The 23,734-nt window shown below is 63.7% G+C and carries 22 protein-coding genes; 5 read left to right on the top strand and 17 right to left on the bottom strand.

Annotated features, from left to right (window positions below; translation table 11 throughout):
* Positions 1-100: 100 nt before the first annotated feature.
* From proX to QUV18_RS18800, 3 genes are read right to left on the bottom strand one after another with little or no spacing between them, the layout of a single operon-like run.
* Positions 101-1,144, bottom strand: coding sequence for a glycine betaine/L-proline ABC transporter substrate-binding protein ProX (gene proX, locus QUV18_RS18810; protein ID WP_300895637.1), 1,044 nt, complete (start codon positions 1,142-1,144; stop codon positions 101-103).
* A gap of 51 nt (positions 1,145-1,195) precedes the next feature.
* Complete coding sequence (locus QUV18_RS18805; RefSeq protein ID WP_300895636.1) at positions 1,196-2,110, bottom strand: proline/glycine betaine ABC transporter permease; 915 nt, start codon at positions 2,108-2,110, stop codon at positions 1,196-1,198.
* The gene (locus QUV18_RS18800; RefSeq protein ID WP_300895635.1) at positions 2,107-3,354 is read right to left on the bottom strand and encodes a betaine/proline/choline family ABC transporter ATP-binding protein; all 1,248 of its coding nucleotides are present in this window, start codon (positions 3,352-3,354) and stop codon (positions 2,107-2,109) included. Before QUV18_RS18800 ends, QUV18_RS18805 begins: the two co-directional genes overlap by 4 nt.
* A 382-nt stretch (positions 3,355-3,736) precedes the next feature.
* Between QUV18_RS18800 and QUV18_RS18795 the strand changes: the two genes are divergently transcribed.
* The 4 genes from QUV18_RS18795 to QUV18_RS18780 are packed head-to-tail and all read left to right on the top strand — an operon-like array spanning position 3,737 to position 6,731.
* Positions 3,737-4,528, top strand: a complete 792-nt coding sequence (locus QUV18_RS18795; RefSeq protein WP_300895634.1) for an alpha/beta hydrolase — start codon at positions 3,737-3,739, stop codon at positions 4,526-4,528.
* Positions 4,529-4,584: 56 nt separating this feature from the next.
* Positions 4,585-5,730, top strand: a complete 1,146-nt coding sequence (locus tag QUV18_RS18790) for an FAD-dependent monooxygenase (RefSeq protein ID WP_300895633.1) — start codon at positions 4,585-4,587, stop codon at positions 5,728-5,730.
* 24 nt (positions 5,731-5,754) lie between these two features.
* Positions 5,755-5,946, top strand: a complete 192-nt coding sequence (locus tag QUV18_RS18785) for a 2-hydroxymuconate tautomerase (protein ID WP_300895632.1) — start codon at positions 5,755-5,757, stop codon at positions 5,944-5,946.
* The gene (locus QUV18_RS18780) at positions 5,943-6,731 is read left to right on the top strand and encodes an alpha/beta hydrolase (protein ID WP_300895631.1); all 789 of its coding nucleotides are present in this window, start codon (positions 5,943-5,945) and stop codon (positions 6,729-6,731) included. The genes QUV18_RS18785 and QUV18_RS18780 overlap by 4 nt, the downstream gene beginning before the upstream one ends.
* Before the next feature lie 32 nt (positions 6,732-6,763).
* On the opposite strand, the gene QUV18_RS18775 is transcribed toward QUV18_RS18780, so the two are convergent.
* The 10 genes from QUV18_RS18775 to QUV18_RS18730 form a co-directional block, all read right to left on the bottom strand.
* A complete protein-coding gene (locus tag QUV18_RS18775) occupies positions 6,764-8,239 on the bottom strand; it encodes a tripartite tricarboxylate transporter permease (RefSeq protein ID WP_300895630.1) in 1,476 nt (491 codons plus the stop codon).
* Positions 8,240-8,284: 45 nt separating this feature from the next.
* Complete coding sequence (locus tag QUV18_RS18770; protein WP_300895629.1) at positions 8,285-8,779, bottom strand: tripartite tricarboxylate transporter TctB family protein; 495 nt, start codon at positions 8,777-8,779, stop codon at positions 8,285-8,287.
* A gap of 50 nt (positions 8,780-8,829) precedes the next feature.
* Positions 8,830-9,786: a tripartite tricarboxylate transporter substrate binding protein gene (locus QUV18_RS18765; protein ID WP_300895628.1), complete on the bottom strand. Its 957-nt coding sequence runs from the start codon at positions 9,784-9,786 to the stop codon at positions 8,830-8,832.
* Between the two features lie 139 nt (positions 9,787-9,925).
* The gene (locus QUV18_RS18760) at positions 9,926-10,813 is read right to left on the bottom strand and encodes an NAD(P)-dependent oxidoreductase (RefSeq protein WP_300895627.1); all 888 of its coding nucleotides are present in this window, start codon (positions 10,811-10,813) and stop codon (positions 9,926-9,928) included.
* Complete coding sequence (locus tag QUV18_RS18755) at positions 10,810-11,577, bottom strand: SDR family NAD(P)-dependent oxidoreductase (protein ID WP_300895626.1); 768 nt, start codon at positions 11,575-11,577, stop codon at positions 10,810-10,812. The genes QUV18_RS18760 and QUV18_RS18755 overlap by 4 nt, the downstream gene beginning before the upstream one ends.
* Before the next feature lie 16 nt (positions 11,578-11,593).
* Entirely contained in the window at positions 11,594-13,285 is a 1,692-nt protein-coding gene (locus tag QUV18_RS18750; protein WP_300895625.1) for a thiamine pyrophosphate-binding protein, read from the bottom strand.
* Between the two features lie 47 nt (positions 13,286-13,332).
* A complete protein-coding gene (locus QUV18_RS18745) occupies positions 13,333-14,598 on the bottom strand; it encodes a TRAP transporter large permease (RefSeq protein ID WP_300895624.1) in 1,266 nt (421 codons plus the stop codon).
* On the bottom strand, positions 14,595-15,125 hold the full coding sequence (locus tag QUV18_RS18740; protein ID WP_300895623.1) for a TRAP transporter small permease: 531 nt from the start codon (positions 15,123-15,125) through the stop codon (positions 14,595-14,597). The genes QUV18_RS18745 and QUV18_RS18740 overlap by 4 nt, the downstream gene beginning before the upstream one ends.
* A 106-nt stretch (positions 15,126-15,231) precedes the next feature.
* Positions 15,232-16,266: a TRAP transporter substrate-binding protein gene (locus QUV18_RS18735; protein ID WP_300895622.1), complete on the bottom strand. Its 1,035-nt coding sequence runs from the start codon at positions 16,264-16,266 to the stop codon at positions 15,232-15,234.
* A gap of 63 nt (positions 16,267-16,329) precedes the next feature.
* Complete coding sequence (locus tag QUV18_RS18730) at positions 16,330-17,271, bottom strand: SMP-30/gluconolactonase/LRE family protein (protein WP_300895621.1); 942 nt, start codon at positions 17,269-17,271, stop codon at positions 16,330-16,332.
* A 99-nt stretch (positions 17,272-17,370) separates the two neighbouring features.
* Between QUV18_RS18730 and QUV18_RS18725 the strand changes: the two genes are divergently transcribed.
* Complete coding sequence (locus tag QUV18_RS18725; protein WP_300895620.1) at positions 17,371-18,300, top strand: LysR substrate-binding domain-containing protein; 930 nt, start codon at positions 17,371-17,373, stop codon at positions 18,298-18,300.
* 168 nt (positions 18,301-18,468) lie between these two features.
* Here QUV18_RS18725 and QUV18_RS18720 read toward each other — a convergent pair whose 3' ends face one another.
* Genes QUV18_RS18720 through QUV18_RS18705 form a run of 4 tightly spaced genes read right to left on the bottom strand, consistent with a single transcriptional unit; the run spans position 18,469 to position 23,731 of the window.
* The gene (locus QUV18_RS18720) at positions 18,469-20,790 is read right to left on the bottom strand and encodes a N,N-dimethylformamidase beta subunit family domain-containing protein (protein ID WP_300895619.1); all 2,322 of its coding nucleotides are present in this window, start codon (positions 20,788-20,790) and stop codon (positions 18,469-18,471) included.
* A gap of 1 nt (position 20,791) precedes the next feature.
* On the bottom strand, positions 20,792-21,169 hold the full coding sequence (locus QUV18_RS18715) for a hypothetical protein (RefSeq protein WP_300895618.1): 378 nt from the start codon (positions 21,167-21,169) through the stop codon (positions 20,792-20,794).
* A gap of 25 nt (positions 21,170-21,194) precedes the next feature.
* On the bottom strand, positions 21,195-22,853 hold the full coding sequence (locus tag QUV18_RS18710; protein ID WP_300895617.1) for a branched-chain amino acid ABC transporter permease: 1,659 nt from the start codon (positions 22,851-22,853) through the stop codon (positions 21,195-21,197).
* Positions 22,850-23,731, bottom strand: coding sequence for a branched-chain amino acid ABC transporter permease (locus QUV18_RS18705; protein ID WP_300895616.1), 882 nt, complete (start codon positions 23,729-23,731; stop codon positions 22,850-22,852). Before QUV18_RS18705 ends, QUV18_RS18710 begins: the two co-directional genes overlap by 4 nt.
* Positions 23,732-23,734: the final 3 nt, after the last annotated feature.

Here is a 23,734-nt window from a genome sequence, read left to right as displayed (position 1 = left end):
GTTGGATCGATTCTAGTGATGGGTGGTGGAGCGAATCAAGACGCAAAGACGGAGGGCGCCTCCGACCGGACGCGCCCTCACCTGCGATTTGCGATCTGCTCTACTCGGCGGCTGCCCGTGCTGCCGCGAGCCACGTGTCGAATTCCTCGCGGTGGGCCGCGATCCATTCCTCGGCATGGCGCGCGATGTCTTCCTCGCGGCCTTCGCCGTTCAGCATCTTCACGTTCTGCTCGGCACGGTCCACGAGCGTCATTTCAATCTGGTTGAAGAACTCAAGAGCCGCCGGATTCTCCGCCGCCCATTCCTTGTTGACCGCAATATAATAGACCGTGGGCAGCCAACCCACGTCGCACGGGTTGGACCGGCAGCCATCGACATCGGCGAGGGGTTGGTATTTTTTCATCTGGTCATCTGGGAGCGACACATCCTTCAGTTCCAGCCAGACGAGATCTTCGCCGGGCTTCAGCTTCATGGTGGTCGGGTTGGGATACCACGTGTAGAGGAAGATGGGATCGCCAGATGAGTAGCGGCCGACCGCGTCCGCCGCCAACGCGGTGTATTCGCCCTGAACGACGCGCACCGTGTCTTCCAGCCCCAAGTCGGCCATGTGTTTCATGGCAACCGCGGAAGAGCCTGTCCACCCAACGGAAGGGCCCACCATATCGGCCTTGCCGTCACCATCCTGATCAAACAAGGCGGCAATCTCGGGATCCTTGAGATCCTCGAGGTAGCGAATATCGTATTCCTCGGCAGTCTTCTTGTCGACCATGTAGCCCTGCACGGTGCCCGGATCCATGATCGGGCCGACGGGCATCACGTCATCCTTCGTCTCCTCGTAGAAGGCCGAGTGATTGGGCAGGATCGTGTCAACGGAATACTGGATGTCGTTGCGCGCGATCGAGGTGAAGATGGCGCTCGACCCCAGCGTCATCGGGTTCTTGACCTCATAGCCCAGCTCTTCGAGGCCGAGATCCACGATCTTCTGGCCGAACCAGAACGAATCCCAGTTGGGCCGGGCCGGTTGCAATGTCTGCCCTTCGCCCGGAAGGGCGTCCTGGGCGAAGCCAGGCGCCGTGACTGCCAGAAGGGCCGAGACCCCCGCTGCAAGCGCGCGTGCATAGCTTTTCCGGTTGTGTCGCGTCATTGATCTTTCTCCTGTTGGTTTGTGCGAGTGTCTGGACTTTGATTATCGTTTTCAGGCCGCGGACCTACGGAGTTGCGCCGCGCGTCCGATGCGGCCGATGAAACCCTTTTGGTCGCCGGCGGATTTCCGTGGCTGTCCGAGGCCCTGCGTGATCCGGTCGAGCGAAATCGCGATCAGCACGATCGACAGGCCACCGATACCCGCCAGCCCGACATCGAGCGCGCCGATCCCGCGCAGCACGGTCAGGCCGAGACCCTCGGCGCCGATCATCGAGATGATCACGCTCATCACCAACGCCATCAGAAGGGTCTGATTCAATCCAGCCATGATCGAGGGCATCGCCATCGGCATGCGTATCCGGACCAGGGTCTGCCACTCGGTCGCGCCGAATGCCTCACCTGCCTCGATGGCGTCGGCGGGCACCTGGCGCAGGCCGAGGTTGGTCAGCCGGATGATTGGCGGCATGGAGAAGATGATGGTGGCGATGACCCCGGGTACGGTGCCGATCCCGAAAAGCATGACCACGGGCACGAGATAGACGAAAGAGGGCGTGGTCTGCATCGTGTCGAGGATAGGCCGCAGGAAGGCCCAGAACATGTTGCTTCGCCCTGCGAGGATGCCCAGAGGGACGCCCACGATGACGCAGAACACCACCGAGGTGATGAGGATCGACAGCGAGATCATTGCCTCGTCCCAAAGGCCGAGGAACGCGATCACCGTGAAGGACAGGGCGGCGGTGATGCCCGCCCGGATATCGGCGAGCCGCCAGCCGAGGACCAGAAGAACCGCGACGACGCCCCAGAAGGGCATGAATACGAGGCTGTCCAGCGTGACATCGAGCACCTTGGCGATCGGCCAGCGGAGTGCCTGGAAGAAGGGGCGCCACTCGTCCACCACCCAGTGCACGCCGGTCTGGATGTAGTCATCCAGCGGAAAGACGTATTCCTGCGGGACACGGTCCATCATGGGTTGGCCTCCTGGTAGGCGGGTGTAGGCGCGTGTACCGGAGCCCGTTCCGCAACAAGGCGGAGGTCGGGCATGGTCTTGCCGGCAAGGAAGCCGAGCACGTCATCGGCCGTCACCAGCCCTGTCACGCGCTGATCGGGGGTGACAACGGCCACCGGTCGGTTCGGCTGGAACCGGTCATAGGCATTGCCGACGATCTCGTCTGATGCCAACTTGGCCGAGAGGTCGTTCATCGCGTCCGAAACGGTGCCGCCGGTGCGCGAAAGGTCGGAGCGACCGACGTAGCCCTGGACCGCGCCGCTCGGCGTTTCGACCAGAGCGAAGGGCCGCCCGGCGGCATCAAGGGCCGCGGCGGCATCGGCAGCCCGCGCCGTGGGAGCCACGCGCACCGTCTCGAAGGCGTCGGCGAGCATAGCTGCAGTAAGCACCCTGCCCCGGTCCATCTCGCGGGAGAAGTTTTTAACGTAGGTATCAAACGGGCGGAACACGATGTCCTGCGGGGTGCCGACCTGGACGAAGCGGCCATCACGCATGACGGCGAGGTGGTCGCTCAGCTTAACCGCCTCCTGGAAATCGTGGGTAATGAAAATGATCGTTTTCTTGATCTCGCGCTGCAGCTTCAGCAACTCACGTTGCAGTTCGTCGCGGATGAGTGGATCCAGCGCACTGAAGGGCTCGTCCATCAGCAGGATATCCGGATCGCTCGCCAGCGCCCGGGCCAGCCCCACCCGTTGTTTCATCCCGCCGCTCAGGTCGTCGGGATACCGGTCGCTCCAGCCCGAAAGCCCGACTTGCGCCAGCGCGTCAGTCGCGGCTTTCTCGCAATGCTCCCGTGATTCTCCACGTAGGCTGAGGCCGAGTTGGACATTGTCGAAGACGGTCTTGTGCGGCAACAGCGCGAAGTTCTGGAAGACCATCGATATCTTGCGGCGCCGGGTTGCACGCATTTCGGACTTCGAGTGTTGCAAGATGTCCTGCCCGTCGAGGATGATCTTGCCTCGGGTCGGCTCGATCAACCTGTTGAGGCAGCGCACGAGCGTCGACTTGCCGGAACCGGAAAGCCCCATGATCGTGAAAATCTCGCCTTCGTCGACCTTGAACGAGGCGTCGATGACGGCCGCGACCTGGCCGGTCTGTTCCCGTATGGTGTCCGGGTCGGCCCCTTCTCGGATCAGCCTCATCGCCTCTTCGGGGCGTTCACCGTACACCTTGTACAGGCCTTCCACCTTCAGCTTTTCCGTCATGGCAGGTCGCGCCCCCTTTTCCCGCTTGTGCGTTTCAAAGGCGCATATCCTGCCTCGACCGCAATAGCCGTGCCAGAGGAGAATGCGTGCATCACTGTTTCCGATCTCCGTATCTTGCGTTGTCGCTTCGACGAAAAGGGCCGTGGGCGAGCTTTCCGACAAGCAAGAGGGAAAGTTTTAAATAAATCAAATCGATATTATTCATGTTTTGATCATCTTTAATGATCCAAGGCACACCCGGGCTTACATCACATAAATTGAGGCGCAGATTGCAATTATCGATTTGACCGATGGTTAGCTTTGCCCTTTTTTGAAGTCTGATCCGGGCCCCGGTTCTGCTTTCGGCCCGTACTCCCCAGACGATTGGAACAGGACATATCTGATGATTGCTAGCGACCTACCGGCACCGATTGATTGCGCTCACTGGGAAACGGGCGAGGGCGAACCACTTTTCCTTATTCACGGGATCGGTGCCTCACATGCCACCTGGGACGGCGTGGTGAACGCGCTCGACGGCCGCTATCGCTGCATCACCTACGACCTGCGCGGGCATGGCATCTCGCCCCTGCCGGACGGGACGTTCCAGCTCGACGCCCTTGTCGCCGATCTCGAGGCTCTGCGGAAGAAACTAGGTATCGAGAGCGCGCATTTGGCGGGGCATTCCCTGGGCGGCATGATCGGCCCGGCCTATGCCCGCTGCTTCCCCGAGCGGGTACGCAGCCTCGGTCTCTTGTCGACGGCGGCAGGCCGCACGGAAGAGGACAGCCGGAAGGTGCAGAGCGTGGTGGCCGCGATGGAGCGCGATGGCATTCCCAACATCCTCTCGACCCTTGTCGACCGCTGGTACACGGATGATTTCGCGGCGCGGAACCCCGACAAGGTACAGGCGCGGCTTGACCAGATCACGGGCATGAGCGCCGAGGTTTTCCTGAATGTTTTCCATATCTACGCCGAAACCGAAATGGCGCCGTGGCTGCACGAGGTCAAAGCCCCCTCGCTTGTCCTGACGGGTGAGCTGGACGGCGGCTGCAATCCGCGCCTGAACCAGTTCATCCACGAGACCCTGCCGGATTCAGAGCTCGTCATTCTCGAGGGGCTGAAGCATTCGATCCTGATGGAAGCGCCGGAAAAGGTCGCCGAACACATGGATCGCTTCATCCAATCGCGTGCCTGACAGCGCAGCCTGACACGTGATGCCAGTTAAAGACAGCTATTGAGGACAGTGACGCAATGCCCCCCCAGCAAAGAACAGCAGAAATCGCCGGAGCAGGCCTGGCAGGATTGGCGGCCGCGGCCGCCCTGGCGCAGCAAGGCTGGCGCGTCCGCGTGCATGAGCGCGGCAGCGAACTGCGCGAGATCGGCGCCGGCATCTATCTTTGGAAAAACGTCCTCGATGCGCTGCGCGAGTTGGGCGTCTACGACGAGATTGCCGAGACCGGCATCCGTTCGGAAGTGCCCCGGCTGCTTCAGGATCACCGCCAGCAGGAGGTGAACATCGTCGGCCGGGATGACGAATTGCCCGAATTGATCGTCATCCTGCGGACCGACCTGCACCGAATCCTTGCCGAATGCGCTGTGAATAGTGGCGTCGAGATCGTCACCGGGTCCAAGGTTCTTGGCGCCGATCCGGATGGCCGGCTCGAGTTCGAAGACGGGTGGGGCCCGTATGTCGACCTGGTCGTCGGCGCTGACGGCGTTTTTTCGCGGGTGCGGGATTCCCTGAAGCTTGCTGAAAAAATAATCGAACTGAAGGACGGATGCGGCCGTCACCTCATCCCCCGCGAGGAGGGGGACGAGTTGAACACCCAGCGCATCGAGATGTGGAACGCCGGACGACGAATCGGCATGGCCGCCGCAAGCAAGGACAACCACTATGTCTTTCTCTGCTGCCCCGAGAGTGACCTGCCGGGACGCATGCAGCAGCCCTTCAATCTCGAGGCATGGGTCGACAGCCATCCCAATTACCGCAAGTACCTGGAACGCCTGCCTCGGCATCCGAAGGAACGCTGGCGGCCCTTCTACAATGTCATCTGCACCACGTGGTCGAAGGGCAAGGTGTGCATCGTCGGGGATGCGGCACATGGCATGGCGCCGAACCTCGGGCAAGGTGCCTGCGTGGCGATCGTGAACTCGGTGGTGCTTGCCCGAGCGGTCAGCAAACATCCCGACGTTCCGAAGGCGCTGGCCGAATGGGAACGGCTGGAACGACCCTATATCGACAAGACGCAGCGAATGTCCTTCCTTTACGGCCGGGTCGGAACGCATTGGCCGAAAAGCCTTTTGTGGCTTCGCAGCCTTGTCCTGCCCCTGCTTGCCAAAAGCAGCCGGTTCCGCAACAGCCTGCGTGTCGCCGTCGACCACAAACCGTCCATTTGAAAAGAAAACTGAAGGATAACCATCATGCCGATCATTCGCGTAGAAATGTTCGAGGGCCGCGACGAGGATCAGAAAAGCCGTCTTGCAGAGAGCCTGACGGAGGCCTTCATCGAAAGCTGTGGCGGCAAGCCGGAATCCGTTCACGTGGTGATCTCGGACGTCGCGCCGCATAACTGGGCCGTTGCAGGTCAGCTGGTCAGCAAGAAGGCCAAATGACCGGCGCCGGATGCCTTGACCGGGAACACCTGACCGTCTCAGGAAAAGGGCCCGCGATCGTTTTCGTGCATGGCAACGCCTCGACACGGGACATCTGGAAGGAGGTCACGCCGGCGCTGGCGGACCGCTTCAGCTGTGTCACCTACGATCTGCGGGGACACGGCCAAGGGCCGGCGCTGGACGGTGAGCTGTCACTGGGGAAACTCGTGGACGATCTCGATGCGGTCCGCCTCGCGACGGGGCAGGACCGCATCGCGCTTGTCGGCCATTCCCTGGGCGCCTTCATTGTCGCTGCTTATGCCCATCGCTTTCCCGAACGGGTGGCCTGGTGCAGCCTGATGGCGATGCCTGCCGGGCGTACCGCGGCGGACAAGGTCGCGGCGAAGGAACTGTTGAAACGCCTCAAGGTCGACGGTGTGGGTGAAACGGTGCCCCACCTCGTGACCCTGTGGTATACGCAGGCCTTCGTCACGGCGCATCCCGGCTATCTTCAGCGGCGGCTCGATCAGCTTCAGAAGATCGATGATGATGTCTTCATCGCCTTCTACCAGCTTTATAGCGAGGTAAGCGTCGATAAGCTCTTGCCGGAAATCACCAGGCCAACCCTCGTGTTGACCGGTGAATTCGCGCGCGGGGCCGGGGCCGAGACGGCGCATTTCATAACTGAACGGCTACCCGAGGGGGAGCTAAAGATCTTTCCGGAAGTGAAGAACGGGCTGATGACCGAGATTCCCCAGCGGGTTGGGCAGGCCTTGTCGGATTTTGCAGCGAAGTCAAAAAGCTAGAAGCATCAGCGTCAGGCGCCATAGAACGAAGATCACCCTCGCGTGCGCCAGCGGCGGAACAAGGGCCAGAGCAGCATGCCGGCGGTCACGAGGAAGAGCACCAGGGCGATCGGGCGCTCGAAGAAGGCGAGGAAATTGCCACGGGTCAGCACCAGGCCTTGGCGGAGGGATTGCTCGATCATCGGGCTGAGGACCATGCCGATGACGAAGGGGGCCACCGGCATTCCGGCCAATCGCATGAACACCCCCGCGACGCCCGCGCCCAGCGCGATCCAGACGTCGAGCATGTTGCCGCGCACGCCATAGGCGCCGAGGGTCGAGACAATCAGGACCATGGCGATGAGCAGCGGTTCGGGGATGCGCAGGACCTGGGTGAAGAGCGGCGCGCCGAGGGCGCCGGTGGCGAACATGATCAGGTTGATGACGATCAGCAGGGCGAAGATCGCGTAGACCAGTTCGATGTTCTGGGTGAAAAGCTGGGGGCCCGGCGTGACGCCCTGGATTATGAGCGCGCCCAGCATGACGGCAGTGACCGGATCGCCCGGCACGCCCAGCGCCAGGGTCGGGACGAGCGCCGAGCCGGTCACGGCGTTGTTGGCACTTTCACAGGCGACGAGGCCGTCGGGCTCTCCCTTGCCGAAATTGTCGCGGCGTTTCGAGGTGCGGCGCGCCTCGGAATAGGCGATGAAGGCCGCGGTGGCCGCGCCGGTGCCCGGCAGGGCGCCCACGAAACAGCCGATCACCGAGCCGCGCGCCAGCATGCCGAGGCGGCTGCGCCATTCTTTCAGCGGCGGGAGGCGGAAGCCGACGCGGTTCTTTTCGCGGGCGGCGGAGGGGTCGATGCGGGCCGCGCGCAGGAACATCTCCGAATAGGCGAAGAGGCCGACGATGACCGGGATCAGGGTGATGCCGGCGCTGAGTTCGAAACTGTCGAAGGTGAAGCGCAGGTCGCCGGTGACCGGGTCGGCGCCGATGGTGGCGACCAGCAGGCCGCAGGCGCCCGACAGCAGGCCCGGCACCATCGCCCCCGCCGAGACCCCGGCGATGCAGGTCAGGGCGAAGACACCGAGGGCGAAATACTCGATCGGGGTGAAATTGAGCGAGAAGGCCGCGAGCCACGACCCCGCCAGCATCAGGACGAGGACGGAGAACAGCCCGCCCAGCGTCGAGGCGGCGGTCACCCAGCCGATGGCGATGTCGGCATCACCGCGCCGGGCCATGGGGAAGCCTTCCATCGCGGTGGCCGCCGATTGCGGCGTGCCGGGCGTGTTGAGGATGATGGCGGTGATCGAGCCGCCATAGACCGAGCCGCAATAGACCCCGAGCATGAGCGCCAGCGCCGGCACCTGCGGCATGGAGAAGGTGAAGGGCAGCACCATGGTCAGCCCCACCACCGAACCGAGGCCCGGCAGGACGCCGACGAGGACGCCCACCACCGTGCCCGCCACCATGCAGAGCAGCGCGAGCGGCGTTGCGATCTCGCCCAGGGTTCCGAGGATCAGCTCCATGCGTTTGGTCCTTCGTCTTGGGGTACGGTGTCTGCGGGCATGGGTTCAGAACCCGTCGAACCACGGCGAGCGCGGCAGGATGATGAGGAAGGCGTTCTCGAACAGGTACCAGACCGAGAGGCAGAAGACCGCCGCGACGAGGGCTGTGACGGCAAGCCGCCGGTAGCCCAGGAAGAGCGGCGCAAGGCAGGCGAAGAGCAGGCTGGAGATCAGGAAGCCCGCCAGCGACAGGCCCAGCGCATAGACCGCGACGGCGAGGACCAGCCCCGTCGCGCGGCGCAGCCCCGCGCCCGAGGGCATGGGTTCGTCCGTGGGAACCGGGCGCAGGACCATCAGCAGGCCCAGCAGCGCCACGGCGGCGAGGATGAAGCGCGGGTAGAAGAACGGCCCCCGCCCCTGGCTGGCCCGGGCGAAGGCGCTGATTTCCGCGAAGGTCTGCGAGAACAGCAGCGCGGCCAGGGCGAGGATCGCCAGGGCCACGCCGATCGCGATGGCGCGCCCGCCGGGCGGGTGTGTCGGGTCGGTGTCATGCGTCTTCATCTGCATCTCCTGTTACCGCGCACGCCGCGCCCGGGGGGCGCCCCTCGCAATCATTCGGCCAAGAGGCCCGCCTTTTCCAGCAATCCGCGGTTGCGGTCGAACTGCTTTTTCACGAAGGCCTCGAAATCGGCGCCGTTCATGTAGGCCGTGGGCTGCTGAAGCTGGTCCATCCGTTCCTGGAACGGCGCCGAGGAGATCGCCGCCTCGCAGGCCGTCTCGAGCGCCGTGACCTGTTCCGCCGGCGTGCCCTTGGGCGCGACCAGACCGCCCCAAATCGGGATGTCGAGGTCATAGCCCTGTTCCATCGCCGTCACCTCGTCGGGCATGGTGTCGAGTCGCCCGTCCTTGAGGATCGCCAGCGAGCGGAGCTGGTCGGCGTTGCTGGAGAGGAACGAGACGTGGGGGATGAAGAGGTCGGCCGTGCCGTCGAGCAGCGCCTTGAGCGCCGGGCCGTCGCCGTCGACCGGCAGGAAGGTCATCTCGATCCCCGCCGCGTCGGCCAGGGCCAGCCCCGCGACGTGGGGGATGGAGCCGATGGCCTGGACGGCGAAGGTGAGGTCGCCGGGGTTTTCCTTGGCGTGGGCCACGAGGTCTTCCAGCGTTTCGAACTCGGAGTCCTTGCCGACCGCGATGGCGGTGGGGGCCGAGTAGGCGAGGCAGATATATTCGAAGCTGTCGACCGAGTAGGGCAGCTTGCGCAGGTGGGTCTGGGTGGTCAGCGGGCCGACCGGGGCCATGGCGATGGTGCGCCCGTCGGGCCGGGCGCGGGCGGCCTCGGCCACGCCGATGGTGCCCCCTGCCCCGGCGGTGTTCTTGACCACCACGTTGGCGCCAAGGGAATTGGCCATCTCCTCTTGCATGGAGCGGGTGGTGATGTCGGTGCCGCCGCCGGCCGAGAACGGCACGACGATGGTAACCGACTGTGCCGCCGCGGTGCCGGCGTGGAGCAGCGCGGCGGCGATGACGCCGGCTGCGAATGTTCCGGTTGCGAATTTCCTGAAAGTCATGGTTTCCTCCTGAACCTTGTCAATGATGCGGCCCTGCCCCCGTCGTAACGCAAAACCGGGCGACGCAGTAGAACCCCTTGGGAAGGTCGCGCTGCGCGCCCGTCGCGCCTCGGCGCGTGACAGGTCGTGATGTCCGCCCTCAGGCAGTCTTTCGGTAGTGTTCGAACGTTTTGCGTACTCCTTCTGCCAGGGTGATTTTCCGCCAGTCGCCGATAAGGTCGACCAGCGGGCGGTTGTCGAGCTCGGGCGGCGAGGGCCGCCCCGTGTCGGACGGGGTGATGCGGGCATCCGGCGCGCAGGCGCGGATCGCGGCGATGACGTCGTCGGTGCCGGTGATCTCGGTGGTCAGGTCGCTGACGACAGGTTCGGCGGGGATCACGCGCAGGCAGCGTTCCATGATGTCGGTCACCTCGTCGACATGCTGGAAGCACATGCGGCTGGTGAAGGGCATGGCGTAGGGCTGACCTTTTGCGGCGGCCTTGATGGCGAGGGTGATGGCCGCCGTCTCGCCGCTTTCGCGGCCGGGGCCGTAGACCACGTTCGGGCGCAGGCCGACGGAGGGCAGGCCGTGGTCGAGGAACCAAACCTTGGCGGCATCCTCGCAGGCGCGTTTCCAGACGCCGTAGAGGTTGACGGGGGCGTCGAAGGGCGGCCGGGGGCGCGCGGCGATGGAACTGGTGTAGAGGAAGCGGCGGATGCCGAGGCTGCGGGCGAGTTCGAGCATGTTGAGATGGCCGATGACGTTGACCTCGGCGCCGAGCCGGGGGTTGCTGCGGCAGTCGGGGATCACCAGGGCGGCGAGGTGGACGATGGCGCGGATCTCGTGGGTGCGGGCAAGTTGCAGCAGCGCCGCGCCCTCGCGGATGTCGGCGCCGAGATGGGTGGCGCGCGGGTCGCCGCCCGTGGCGGGGGAGAGGTCGAGGGTGACCACCGTTTCGCCGGCGTCAAGCAGCCGGGCGGTGAGCGCGCGGCCAAGGAAGCCGCCGCCCCCGGTGATCAGGACCGGGCCGAGGGATGCGTCGGTCACGAGCACATCCCCTGCCCGCCGTTCACGTCGAGCATCTGACCGGTGATGAAGCCGGCCTCGTCGGCGGCGAAGAAGGCCACGGCACTGGCCACGTCCTCGACCCGGCCGTTGCGGCGCATGGGGATCTGGGCAATCGCCGCCTCGCGCTCGGCCTGTGTCATGCGCTCGGAGAGCAGCCGCTCGACCCGGGGGGTCAGGATCGCGCCGGGGCAGACCGCGTTGCAGGTGATGCCGGAGGGGCCGAATTCCTGCGCCAATTGCAGGGTCATCGACTGGACCGCGCCCTTGGCGGCCACGTAGTTCGCCCCGGTGAAGAGGCTGCCGTAGCGGCCGGCCTTGGAGCCGAGGTTGACGATGCGCCCGAAGCGCTTTTCCAGCATATGCGGCAGGATCGCCCGGGTCAGCCGCACGGTGGCGGCGACGTTGAGGTCCATCACCAGTTTCCAGTGGTCGTCGGTTTCCTCGAGGAAGGGGCGCGGGGTGTGCAGCGAGCCGCCGGCGTTGTTGACCAGCGTGTCGAAGCGCAACCCGTCGGCCTCGAGCCGGGCGATGGTGTCGGTGATGTCGGCGAGGTCCATCAGGTCCGTCTTCTCGAATCGGATGCCGGCGGCCTCGGGGCGGGTGCGGGCGGCGGTCATCGCCTCGTCGCTGCGGTCGAGGGCGACGACGGTGCCGCCCTCGGCCGCGAGCCGTTCGGCGATGGCGAGGCCCAGGCCGTCGGCGGCGGCGGAGACGAGGATGGTGCGGTTTTCGAAACGTCTCATCGGCGGGGCCTTTCGCTCAGAGCTCGGCATAGTCGGAACAGTCGCGGTGGCTGGCCGCCGGGTCGACCTTGGCGTCGATCACCACCGGCCCGCCCATGGCATGAGCCTCGCGCAGGGCGTCGCCCATCTGGTCTCCCTCGGTCACGGTCAGGCCCTTGCCGCCCAGCCCTTCGGCCACCTTGGCGAAATCGTGGTCGAGGAAGTCGACCGCGATCTTCTGGTTGCCGAGATTGTCGCGCACCATGCCGAGGCCGGCGTTGTTGGCCACGACGTAGACCACGTCGAGCCCCTGTTCGGCGGCGGTGGCGATGGCATCCATCGTCATCATGAAGCCGCCATCGCCGATCACGCCGGTCACGCGCTTTTCGGGGGCGGTGATCTTGGCGCCGGTGGCCGCCGGGGTGGACCAGCCCATGCCGCCGATCCCGCCCGGCGCGACAAGCTGGTTGGGATGGCGCAGGGGCAGCCGGCAGGTGGCCCAGATGCGGTTGGTGCCGGCATCCATGGTGATGAGGTCGTCGGCCCCGAGGAAGCCCTGCAACCCGCGCATGATGTCGGCGTAATGCATGGTGCCGGGGCGGGTCTGGTAGGTGGGCAGGACGCCGTAGTCGTTTTCCTGCTTGATCTTCGCGATGGCCGCCTTGCGACGTTCGACGAGGGCGGTGTCGTGGGGGGCGGTGTCAGAGAGGAGCGCGGCGACCTCGGCTACGTCGGCGGTGACCGCCATGTCGACGGGCACGACCCAGCCGGCGTTGAGCGGGTCCTGGTCGACCTGGATGATGGTCTGGTCGCCGGGGCGGATCATTTTCTCGTCGCGGAAGCGAGTGTATTCCGGCCCAAGCGAGCAGCCCATGACCAGCACGAGATCGGCGGCCTGAACCGCGCGGTTGGCGGCGGCGGAGCCCCAGGTGCCCATCATGCCGACGGCGATGTCGCAGCCCTCGTCGATGGTGCCCTTGCCGTGGTAGCTGGAGGCGATGGCGATGCCGTTGCGCTCGGCCAGCGCCTGAAGCGCCGGGCCGCAGCGGCTGCCGTAGACGCCGTTGCCGACGATCATGACGGGCTGTTTCGCGTCGGCCAGCAGGGCGGCGATGCGGTCGACGGCGTCGATGTCGACGCGCGGGGCGGTGTATTTCAGGTGCCCGTCGACCGGGTAGAGCCGGGCGCGGGAGGTTTCCGGCAGTTCCTGCTTGATGACGTTGGTGCGCATCACCACCGCCGCCGGCCCCTGCCTCGGGGTCGAGGCGTGCTTGACCGCCAGTTGCGCGCCGTAGACCGCCTCGGTCGGCGTGGTGGCGTAGGTGGCGTATTTGGTCATGGTCTTGAGCACGGCGAAGGCGTCGGCCGCGCCGTAATCGCCCGTCATGGTCTGGTAGACGCCGTGCTGGGCGAAGCCGTCATAGCAGGAGGTGTCGGTCAGCACGACCATGGGCGAAGAGGAGAAGTACCCTTCGAGGATACCGAAGGCGCCGGTGGAGGTCGAGAACGGCCCCTGCGCCATCAGCAGGCCCGGCTTGCCTGTCATCTTGCCCGCGACCTGGGCCATCACGCTGGCGCTTTGCTCGCTGCGGGCCAGCACGACCTCGAACTCGTCCTTGCGGTCGTGGAACGCGGGCAGCGACCACGTGATCCCGAGGCCCGGCAGGGTGAAGCCGCGGGTGATGCCTGCTTCGAGGAACGTGTTGATGACACCTTCGTTGGTGAGCATGTTGTCTTGTCTCCTTGTCCGGCGCCGGGGGCGCCGGTTTCCTTTGGTTACTTGAGGGCTGGCAGGAGCAGGCTGATCTGCGGGAAGAAGATCAGGATCAGCAGCCCCACGATGATCGTGGCGATGAACGGCAGCACGCGGCGGGAAACCTCCTCGATGGTCAGGTTCGAGATGCCACAGGCGACAAACAGGTTGACCCCGAGCGGCGGCGTCAGGAAGCCGATCTCGGAGGTGACGACGAGCAGGATGCCGAAATGGATCGGGTCGATGCCCAGCTTGAGGATCAGCGGCAGCAGGATCGGGGTGAGGATGATCACCGTCGAGAGGGTTTCCATGAAGGTGCCCAGCACGATCAGGATCAGCGCGATCAGCAGCAGCATGAGCGTGGGGTCGGTGGTGATGTTCAGGAGGGCGGCCGCGATCTTCTGCGGGATCATGTTGAGGGCGAGGAACTCGCCGAAGAAGATCGCCGTGCCCATGATCAGGACCAGCCCGCCGCAGACGGTGCTGGCCTCGCCCAGCGCTTCCCAGGTGGCGCGCAGGCCGATGCTGCGCTTGACCAGGAGGCCGACGAGCAGGGCGTAGCCGACGGCGACGACCGAGGCCTCGACCGGAGTGAAGACGCCGCCATAGATGCCGCCCAGCACAATGAAGGGCGTGGCGAGGGAGAACTTGCCGCGCCAGAGGGCCAGGGCGAAGGCGCGGCGGTCGAACCGGGCCTGGCTGCCGCGATAGCCGTGGCGGCGGGAGAGGAACCAGGTGGTCGTGACCAGCAGCGCCCCCATCAGCAGCCCCGGCAGCAGCCCCGCGAGGAACAGGTCGCCGATCGAGACCGAGGCGAGGACGCCGTAGACGATCATCGGGTTGGAGGGCGGCAGCAGGATGCCGAGCGTACCCCCCGACGTGGCCACGGCGGCGGAGAAATCGGCCGGGTAGCCGTCTTCCTTCATGGCCGGGATCAGCAGGGTACCGATGGCCGCCACCGTGCCGGGGCCGGAACCGGAGATGGCGGCGAAGAACATGCAGGACAGGATGGTGACGATGGCTAGGCCGCCATAAGCCTGCCCAACCACGGCGCGCATCACCTCGATGATGTCGCGGGTGATGCCGGCGCGGGCCATGATCGCACCGGCCAGCACGAAGTTTGGGATCGCCAGCAGCGGGAACTTGTCGACCCCGTCGAAGAGGCTGTGGGCCAGCGACTCCAGCGGTATCGGGGAACTCAGCAGCTCGATCAGCGAGGGCACGCCCAAAGTGGCGAAGATCGGCACGCCGAGGACGAGGCAGAGCAGGAAGACGGCGACGAAGATCATGCGCCCTGCCCTTCGGTGCGGGCGGCGTGGGCCGCGGCCTCGGAGGCGATGACGGGGATGCCGTGGCGCCAGTAGCCCCACTGCCGCTGGAGGATGCGCAGGATCATCAGCGCATGGGCCAGCGGCACGACGCTGTAGAGCCAGGCGAGCGGCAGGAAGAGCGCGGTGGAATAGACCGGGTAGGCCAGCGTGCGCTGGATAAGCATCACGCCCGCGGCGACGACGAAGAGGTTGAACGCGATCCAGATCGCGTCGGCCAGCAGGAGGGCGATGTTGCGCCCGCCGGGGATCAAGTTGACGAAGAGGGTGACGCGGATATGGGTGCCGCGCTGTGCCGCGAGGCTGGCGGAAATGTAGACGAACCAGACGAAGGCGAAGCGCGAGATCTCCTCGCTCCAGGTCAGGCCGATCTGGAAGACGTAGCGGAAGATCACCTGCAGGGCGAGCACGACCACCAGCAGGGCCAGAGACAGGTTGGAAAAGACAAGTTCGAACCTGTCGAGTGCCTTGATCAGTCCAGTCTGCATGTCAGTCCTCGCGGGGGGAAGTCGTAAAGTCCGGAGTGCCGGGGATCGGGTGTCGGGCGCGCCGCCGTGTGGCCACGGGGGCGCGCGCCTTCTGTGCGACCGGGGCCTAGAATCTGCCGGTTTCCTTGTAGGTCAGTGTCATGTCGACCCATTCCTTGCCCCCGCCGACAAGGTCGTAAAGCTGGGGCCAGGCGCCGCGGGCGCGTTCGGCCCAGACCTCGGGATCCTGCAATTCGCAGAAGGTCACGCCGTGGTCGTTGGTCAGGGCCTCCCGGACCTTGGCCTGGTTCTGCTTCACATGCTCGGCATGGAGCACGTCGGTCTCATCCGCGGATGTCAGGATGATCTCCTGATCCTCCGGCGAGAGCGCCTGAAAGGCCGGTTCGTTGACGATCACTACGGCTGCGAGCGGCAGGTAGGTTGCCTCGGTGATGTACTTGATGTGTTCGTGGAAGCCCATGTTCAGGACCACGTCGGTCGGGCTGTCGAAGCTGTCGACAACGCCCGTGGCGACCGCGCCGAACGTTTCGCCCCAGGCGATGGGATAGGTCGAGACGCCCCAGCTTTCCCACATCGCCGTCATCACCGGGTTTTTGGGCGCGCGGATCTTGAGGCCTTCCAGGTCGTCGATGCTGTCGATGCACTGGTCCTTGGCGAAGAGGCTGCGGAACGCGTTGGTGAAACCGCCGACGATGCGCAGGGTGCCGCTTTCGGCCTTCACGCGCTCGTTGAGCTCGTCGCGGAAGGCGCCGGCGCGCAGGAGGCCGCCCTCGCCGGTCAGGTCTTCTGGGCCGGAACTGAGATAGGGCAGCACCAGCACGTTGAGCGAGGGCGCCAGCTGGGCCACATTGTTGGAAGTAATGCCGCCCATCTGCACCGTGCCGAGCTGCACCTTCTGTGCGATGGCCTGTTCGGTGCCCATGACGCCGCCGTCGAGCACCTCGATCTTGATCTCGCCGCCGGAATTCTCGGCCACCCGGTCGGCGAAGGTATGGGCGTAGACGCCGTAGGTGTGCTCGGCCGGGCAGCAATGCGCAAAGGTCAGGGTGACCCGCGGTTCGGCCTTGGCCGGGGCGGATGCACCGAGCCCCGCGAAGGCCATCGCGAGGGCGAGGGCCAGGCATTGAAACAGGTTCTTCATTTTCTTCTTCCTCCCTTGGTCGGCTTGCGACGTGCCGGGCTGCCCCGGCGTTCTGCCGGGTTGTTATCCCGGAATTGCGAAGCGGGGCTCCTCCAGCCCCTGGGCGCCGAGGCCCTCTATGGCGAAAAGCGCGCCGGCCAGCGGCTGCCGCGCCAGCTCGTCTTCCTCCAGTACGAAGGTCGCCGAGGTCACGTAGAGAATGTCGAGATCGGGGCCGCCGAAACTGCACATCGTGGGGCAGCTTACCGGCAGTTCGATCTTCTGCATCAGGGTGCCGTCGGGGTCGAAGCGGGCGATGGCGGCGCCGCTAAAGAGCGCGGCCCAGTAACAGCCCTCGGCATCCACCGTCGCACCGTCGACCCGGCCCTCGTATGCCGTGGTGTCGAGGAAGGCCCTGCGGTTCGAGAGCCGTCCAGTCGCCTTGTCGAGATCGTACTGGTAGGAGCGGTCGACGCGGCTGTCGGAGAAGTACATCCGCGCCCCGTCGGGCGAGAAGGCAATGCCGTTGGAGACGGTGAATCCGTCGTCGATGCGGTCCCACGTCCTGTCTGGGTCGAGCCGGAACAGGGCGGCATTGGTGGCCATGAAATCCATGTTCATCGTGCCGCACCAGAACCGCCCTTGCCGGTCGACCTTGCCATCGTTGAGCCGGGTGCCCGGATTGTCGGGGTCGGGGTTGCCGATCCATTCCACCTCGGCCCCGCCCTGCCCCGCCGTGACCAGCGCGAAGCCGCGGGCGAACCCGACGACGAGGCGGCCATCCTCGCACAGCCCGATGGAGCCGATCACGTCGGGCAGGTTCCAGGAGCGCGGATCGCCGCCGTCGGCGTTGGCCGACCAGAGCTTTTGCCCCAGGCAGTCGATCCAGAAGAGGCGATTGCGGCGCGTGTCCCAGAGCGGGGATTCCCCCAGCCGGGCCGGGCCCTGCCACAGGCAGTTCAGCGATTGGTCCCGCGATATGGGCCGCGACGGAGCGCCGCCAGCGGGTTGCCGCTCAAGGGCCATGCCTCTCTCCTCCCCGGAAATGCATGTCGGTTCCGGAAAAGACTAGCTGACCGTCTCGCGCCAGCATAATGTATTTAATGAGAAAGCTAGATATAAAAAATGAAGATATCGCTGCGCCAGTTGACCTATGTCATCGCCGCGTCCCGCCATGGCTCGATCAGCAAGGCGGCGGCGGAGATGAGCATTTCCACATCATCGATCCTGTCGGCGATCGACGCCTTCGAGGAGGAGTTCAACATCCAGCTCTTCGTGCGCCGCCGGTCGAAGGGGCTGACCACGACCGAGGCGGGCCAGCGGGCGGTGTCGAAGACGATCCAGCTGCTGGACGAGGCAGCGGCCTATGCCGAGGATCTGCGCGGGTCTGGGCCGGACCTAAGGGGCGAACTTCGCGTGGGGGCGTTCACCTCGATTTCGCCCAGTATCGCGCCGCTGGTGATACGCGACTTGCGCGTCAAGTATCCCGAGTTGACGGTTCATCTCAACGAGGGAGACATGATGTCGATCCAGCACAGCCTGCGTAACGGGCTGGTCGACGCGCTGATCACCTATGACGCCGGGCTGTGGCCGGAGTTCAGTTTTGAAACGCTGGCAAATGCGCCGCCGCATGCCGTGCTGTCCGGGAAAGATCCGCTGGCGAAGAAGGAGGTGATTTCACTACGCGACCTGAGCGACCGGTCGCTGCTGCTGCTTAACCTTCCGCAATCGCGGAACTACGTGCGGTCGCTGTTCGAGCAGGCGGGCGTGACCTCCGGGCCGATCCAGAAGCTGGAATCCTTCGAGATGGTGCGCTGTGCCGCGGCGGCGGAACTCGGGGTCGCGATCCTTAACATCCGGCCACCCTATGACACGACCTATAGCGGCCTGAGCGTGACCTGCCGTCCGCTGGAGGAGACGGGCAATAGCCCGAACCTCGTGCTGGCGACCCGGTCGGGAAACCGGATCAGCCGCCGCACGAAAGCGTTTACCGACCAGTGCAAGCGCTTCTTCGCCACGCCGCAGGCACAGAAACTTTTTGTAAGAAAGCCCTGATCAGAATCGTACCACTGTAGTGACCGGACGAACGGGATTACCGATTGCCTTGATGTGCGATACCGTGCCCGCCTCCGCGTGGCAGCTTCGCCCTCGCCTTTCTGGTGATGGACCTGCTGAACCGGGGCCTCCCGAGCCCTGCGAAAATCGTGCTGAACGCCTGGCATCCTACCGCCACTGTTTTTCTTCGAGCGTCCACTGACTGCCAGGCAACGCGCCTTCCTTGATAAAGGCATCGACCACGTTCTTCAGCATCTTCGACGCTGAGTTATCGAAGTCATTCGCCGGAAGCGCCTGTCCATAGCCGATCGATCCGGTCGAAAAGACCGCTCCGTGATTCCACGACGTGTAATATGTCACGTCTGCCCGGATGCGATAGTCAAGCGAACCCACCAGACCGGCATAGGCGTAAAGCAATTCTTCCGTGACCAGCACGTAATTGTCCGAATGGCCGCCTGAAGAAGCAATGATCTTCGTGTGTGGCGGCGTCCCGAGGGTAAGATCATACTTGTCGAGCTCGACACCTGCCGCGCCGCCATATGCCAGGCCGCAATCGCCGATTAGTTCGCCCTCGATGCCCTCGGTGATCCAGCTTACTGTCCTGTGGTAGCTGTCCGGCATCTTGCGGAACGGCATGGCGGTTTCAAATCCTTCGGCGATGAAGCCCACGCCCAGAAGCTTCTGAGGGGCCCGGCCACGGTTCTTCCACAGCCCGGATTTCTCGCCCGTCGTCTGCAGATAATGCTCTCCCGGGCGCGCGGCCCATGCACGCATACCGGAATCAAGTTTGCGCACTTCCATGCATTCGGGGTGATCTTCCGAGAAGCCGACGCACCAGTAGTAACCGTTGCCGCCCATGTAGATGAGGCGGCCACCTTCCTGCACCCAGTCTTCCTGGGCGTCCAGCATCCGCTCCGAGACGTATTCGGGGTGCGTGCCGGTGATGACGCACTTGTAGGGGCGCAGGCAATCGATACCTTCCCGGTGCACATCCTCGTCGGTGATGAAATCGCAATCATAGCCCATCTTGTCGATCCAGGCGACGATGGACAGGTCGGCCGGGAACTGCCACGTGATGTTCATCGAAGACATCCGGTATTTCGGCCGCATGTTGATCACGGGCCGCAGGTAGGACGAATAACAAACCCCCGCCCCGTCCTCGTATGTATCGTAGGTCGACAGACCGAATTCCCGATGCTCGTAAGTTTCGATATCGAGGTCGGTCACGACCGGCGGCTGCCCGGTCATCGGCTGGATGATATGGGCATCGAATGACAGGCTTTCATTGCCATAGGCGAGGTAGCTTGCGGTCGGCACAAGAAAGGCAAGCTTTGCCCGGGGCGTTCTGGGGCGCACGAAGAAAACGATGTACTCCTCCGAAATCCCCTCTCCCGGACCGACGCGGAGGCGGATCGCGTATACACCGGACGGGAGGTCCTCGGGCACGGTCATCCTGTTGGTCACCTCCCATTTGCAGTCGGTGACCGTATCCGGGTGAAACTCGATCCCGCCGTATTGTTCGGGGGCCAGGCGGAAGCAATCGGCCTTGCCGGTCCAGTTCCATCCGGTCATGCATCGGACCGGGTGGTTATGCCCCTCCGCGTCGAGGCCATTCGGACCTGTATCGATCAGGGTTTGCCCGACGCCGTTTTCACTCAGCCCTTCGGTTGTATCCCAATAGGCGACGAGGTCGGCTTGCGCGGGCCTGGTGCCTTTCGCGCACTCCGTGAACTCGGCATGGCTCATGGCCCCGCTCAGCACCGCAGGGCGGTCAAGCTTGCCGGCAAAGAGGTCATTTATGAAATCGCCCCGAAGCACATGACTGTCACGGGCCCCGCCAATCAGGAAGGGAACACCGGGCTTGTTATCCGGATGAAACCGCAACTTGGTTTGGATGTGGCTGTCCAGCTCGTAGGGCACGACCGGCCCCACGAGGGAATTGTAGCGGTTCAGCACGCCTGTCTGGTGCAGGGTGGCCGTATTGGTCGAGGGGTCGTACGCGACCCCAACCGCGTACCAGACCTTGTTGAGCAAAGGCATCTCGGCAGTGATGTAATCCACTTCTTCGCCATCACCGACCCAGAATTCAAGGTAGCCCTGGGGACTGATACCAAGGGCATAGCCTGTGTTGTTGCGGGTATCCCACCGGCCCATGATCGTCTGCCTCGTGCCCTTTTTCGGCATGGTCGGCCAAATGAAGCAGGTCATGGAGAACGCCTTTTCCATGGCCAGACAGGAGGATGGATCTTCCACAGAATAGAAGTTGCCCAGTTGGGTGAACTGCTTCTTCACCTCCCACGCCCCATTAACCGGATTGTCAATTTCCCTCTCGACGTGGCCCGGACCGGCCTCATGCGCATCGCCGTGGATCAGTTGCACGAGCTGGGCCTCGGCCGTTGACGCACCATCGCAGTTCACGTGGAAGGTGATCTCGTCGCCCTGCTTCACGGAGATCTTGTTGCCGTAGCCGAAGATTTTCTGTTCTGCCATGTTACTTTTCCGTCATGTCTTTGATTTGGCGCATGAAGATACCGAAGTACCCGTCGTGCAATGTCTGGAACACCTCGTCGCTGACGTAAGTCGGAGGCACCCCGCGTTGGCCGGACATGGAAATCATCCTGTATGTCCCGTCCTTTGACTGCTTCAACGCGTATTGCTCGCTGATCGGCAGCCGGCGGAAATAGGCCAAGGTTCGTTCGAGGGGTTCGCTGTGATGACCAAGAGGCTTGCGGCGGTATTCCTCGATCAGGTCGTCGTTCAGGACCTGTTTGACGTATTCCCGTTGCTTGGCATTGAAGTATTCATAGAAATGCTTTTCCGAATCCGCGACCAGCGGGACATCTTTCGAGGGTTCGTCGGGCTGGGTCATATACTTGCCTCCTGATCCCGTGTTTTCAGGATTCAAGCAGGTCGTGTACGCGGCGCATGAACACGCCGTGGTAGCCTGCTTCTTCCGTTGGGTATTCCTTGTCCTCCACCACCCGCGGCGAGACACCGCGGACGCCGGAAAACGCTATGATCTTGAAAGGCCCGTCCGGTCCCACGCGATGCAGGGCGTATTTGTCCTCCATCTTGGCCCGGCGGAAATAGAGCAGGACACGTTCCAGCGCTTCGGAGTGTTGACCCAGGGGCTTGGCCATGTGCTCGGCTATGATCTCGGGCGTGATCAGGGTCTTGAGGTAATCGCGCTGCATCTTGTCATAGCGGCGGAAATAAAGGTCATCCTTGTCGTCGATCTCCGTCGCTTCTTCCGGCAGGGCTTCCCCGCCCTTTTCGGTTCGGGTGGAACGCCATTCCCCCCGCTTCTTGTCGCGCCACGCATTGAACTGTTGCTTGATGCCGAAATACCCGTTGTTGAGCCACAACACGGAGGCAAGCATGAGCGCGCCGATCAGGAAGTGACGCATCGGGCCCCATTCGATCATGACCCTGTCCAGGAAGACGACGACCAGCGTACCGAGAATGGCGCCTTCGGCCTTGCCGATCCCACCGATGGTCAGCATGGCAAGCCCCAGAAGGACGGTGTCGAAACTGAAAATCGAGAAAGCAACCCCGCGGAAGTGGGCCGTATACAGCCCTCCGATCAGGCCCAGCGCAGCCGAGGTCAGGATGAAGATCTGGATCCTCGCGCGCTTGTAATCCACGCCGCACGCCTCGGCGAAAGCTTCCCTCTTCTCGGGGGCCATGCGCAGGATACGCCCAAGGCGCTTGCCGTTCACGAACCGGAACAGGACCAGCGCTCCGATGAGGATCATCAGGGCAATGTAATAGGAGGCGTGGCTCTGAACCGCCGGGGACCAACTTTCCGAAAGGTAACTGTCGGCGCCGTACAACCCGCCCGAGGCAGAACCGAACTCCTGCGACGTCGTGAAATACACCCGGCAGAGTTCGTTCAGACCAAGCGTGAGAAGCGCATAATAGAAACCATCGAGCCGAAGGGCCGGCAACGCGATGAGCCCGCCCATGCCAAAGCCGATCGCGGCACCGATAAGGGGCAGCGAAAACCACGGCAATCCGAAATTGATCGACAACCAACTGGTCAGGAAGGCGGCAACCCCGACCACCGCATAGGTCGCCAGCGAGAAGATACTGGCCGTGCCGATGATCAGCGTCCAACAGACATTGATGGCCGCGAAAATGCCGAAGGTCGCGCCGGCGGTCAGAAGGCTCGACTGCATCGAAGACGGGAACAGGAGCGGTCCTATGAACAGGATCACCATGCAGATGATCCAGTAGATCGGACGGCGATCGAGGATCTTCTTTTCCGCGTTCAGGGTCTTTCGGTTGTAGATGCCCTTGACGTGCAGCAAGTGCCGACGCGTCGGCCACCATCGCAGTCTCTTCCAGAGCTTTTCGTTGTGATTGTCCCAGATGTGATAGTGCTTCAGGCGGCCAACCTTGGCTGTCGGCACCTTGTAGCCGGTATTCTTGCGCCAGACGTCTGACGGATCGCTGACTTGATTTGACGTCACCTCGTAGTTGCCACCCTTGGCGCCCCATACACCAAGCGGGTTGATCCAGGTGTACTCTTTATTCTCGTTCGCTTCGCTCATTGTTCACGCGCCTTGTCCAGAAGCCCCGAAATGCCTCGCGGCCGGATGATCAGGATCGAGATGATGACAAGGAATTGCGTGATCAGAACGTACTGTCCGCCGAGAAACCGTGACGTCGCGGCCTCCGTAAACCCCAGGATGATTGCCGCGATCACCGCCCCCTGTACCGAGCCCAGCCCACCACAAAGTGCGATACTTACGCCCTTGATCAGCGGCGTCAGGCCGCCGAAGGGGGAAACGTAGTATGTTTGCGAAAGAAGCGCCGCGGCAAGGCCGGCCATCGCGCCCGTCATCGCCATGACGTAGATCCCGGTAGAGCGGATGCCGATCCCGACGATCGAAGCCGCATGCGGGTTCATCATCATGGCCCGGATTTCCAGCCCCCTTCGGCTTGAGCGCATCCACAGCACCACCCCCACCAGCATGATGACGGAACAGACGACGATACCGATCTTGTCGGATGTCAGGACGAGGCCGCCGATTTCGACTTTCCAGAACCCGAACAGCTCTGGCAGCGCCTTGGCGCGCGGGCCGAAATACATGAGCAGGGATTGTGATCCGATCAGGCTGATGGCCAATGTGGCGATCATGCCCCTCGTCGTGAAATTCTGCTTGTCGTGCAATGGTATGAATACGACGAGGCATATCAGTATGCCCGCGAGTGCGCCTGACAGGATTGCCGCCGCAATCACCAGCACCGGATGCTCGGAAATGCGTTCCGAGACGAGGTAGGCGCCGTATCCCGCGAATGAGAAGACGAACCCGTATCCAAGGTTGATAAGCCCCAGAGACGACCACGTTATCGAAACCGCGACGGCAATGAGCCCGTAGATGCAGGCGACAATGACAGCGTTGGTAATGAGAAATGTAAGATCCATTGT

The organism is Roseovarius sp., assembly GCF_030373445.1.
GTDB lineage: Bacteria > Pseudomonadota > Alphaproteobacteria > Rhodobacterales > Rhodobacteraceae > Roseovarius.
This window is presented reverse-complemented; position numbering and strand designations above follow the sequence as displayed.

Excerpts from the sequence above, each read along its gene's own strand:
- proX (WP_300895637.1), bottom strand. The coding sequence starts at position 1,144 with ATGACGCGACACAACCGGAAAAGCTATGCACGCGCGCTTGCAGCGGGG.
- QUV18_RS18805 (WP_300895636.1), bottom strand. The coding sequence starts at position 2,110 with ATGATGGACCGTGTCCCGCAGGAATACGTCTTTCCGCTGGATGACTAC.
- QUV18_RS18800 (WP_300895635.1), bottom strand. The coding sequence starts at position 3,354 with ATGACGGAAAAGCTGAAGGTGGAAGGCCTGTACAAGGTGTACGGTGAA.
- QUV18_RS18795 (WP_300895634.1), top strand. The coding sequence starts at position 3,737 with ATGATTGCTAGCGACCTACCGGCACCGATTGATTGCGCTCACTGGGAA.
- QUV18_RS18790 (WP_300895633.1), top strand. The coding sequence starts at position 4,585 with ATGCCCCCCCAGCAAAGAACAGCAGAAATCGCCGGAGCAGGCCTGGCA.
- QUV18_RS18785 (WP_300895632.1), top strand. The coding sequence starts at position 5,755 with ATGCCGATCATTCGCGTAGAAATGTTCGAGGGCCGCGACGAGGATCAG.
- QUV18_RS18780 (WP_300895631.1), top strand. The coding sequence starts at position 5,943 with ATGACCGGCGCCGGATGCCTTGACCGGGAACACCTGACCGTCTCAGGA.
- QUV18_RS18775 (WP_300895630.1), bottom strand. The coding sequence starts at position 8,239 with ATGGAGCTGATCCTCGGAACCCTGGGCGAGATCGCAACGCCGCTCGCG.
- QUV18_RS18770 (WP_300895629.1), bottom strand. The coding sequence starts at position 8,779 with ATGAAGACGCATGACACCGACCCGACACACCCGCCCGGCGGGCGCGCC.
- QUV18_RS18765 (WP_300895628.1), bottom strand. The coding sequence starts at position 9,786 with ATGACTTTCAGGAAATTCGCAACCGGAACATTCGCAGCCGGCGTCATC.
- QUV18_RS18755 (WP_300895626.1), bottom strand. The coding sequence starts at position 11,577 with ATGAGACGTTTCGAAAACCGCACCATCCTCGTCTCCGCCGCCGCCGAC.
- QUV18_RS18750 (WP_300895625.1), bottom strand. The coding sequence starts at position 13,285 with ATGCTCACCAACGAAGGTGTCATCAACACGTTCCTCGAAGCAGGCATC.
- QUV18_RS18745 (WP_300895624.1), bottom strand. The coding sequence starts at position 14,598 with ATGATCTTCGTCGCCGTCTTCCTGCTCTGCCTCGTCCTCGGCGTGCCG.
- QUV18_RS18740 (WP_300895623.1), bottom strand. The coding sequence starts at position 15,125 with ATGCAGACTGGACTGATCAAGGCACTCGACAGGTTCGAACTTGTCTTT.
- QUV18_RS18735 (WP_300895622.1), bottom strand. The coding sequence starts at position 16,266 with ATGAAGAACCTGTTTCAATGCCTGGCCCTCGCCCTCGCGATGGCCTTC.
- QUV18_RS18730 (WP_300895621.1), bottom strand. The coding sequence starts at position 17,271 with ATGGCCCTTGAGCGGCAACCCGCTGGCGGCGCTCCGTCGCGGCCCATA.
- QUV18_RS18725 (WP_300895620.1), top strand. The coding sequence starts at position 17,371 with ATGAAGATATCGCTGCGCCAGTTGACCTATGTCATCGCCGCGTCCCGC.
- QUV18_RS18720 (WP_300895619.1), bottom strand. The coding sequence starts at position 20,790 with ATGGCAGAACAGAAAATCTTCGGCTACGGCAACAAGATCTCCGTGAAG.
- QUV18_RS18715 (WP_300895618.1), bottom strand. The coding sequence starts at position 21,169 with ATGACCCAGCCCGACGAACCCTCGAAAGATGTCCCGCTGGTCGCGGAT.
- QUV18_RS18710 (WP_300895617.1), bottom strand. The coding sequence starts at position 22,853 with ATGAGCGAAGCGAACGAGAATAAAGAGTACACCTGGATCAACCCGCTT.
- QUV18_RS18705 (WP_300895616.1), bottom strand. The coding sequence starts at position 23,731 with ATGGATCTTACATTTCTCATTACCAACGCTGTCATTGTCGCCTGCATC.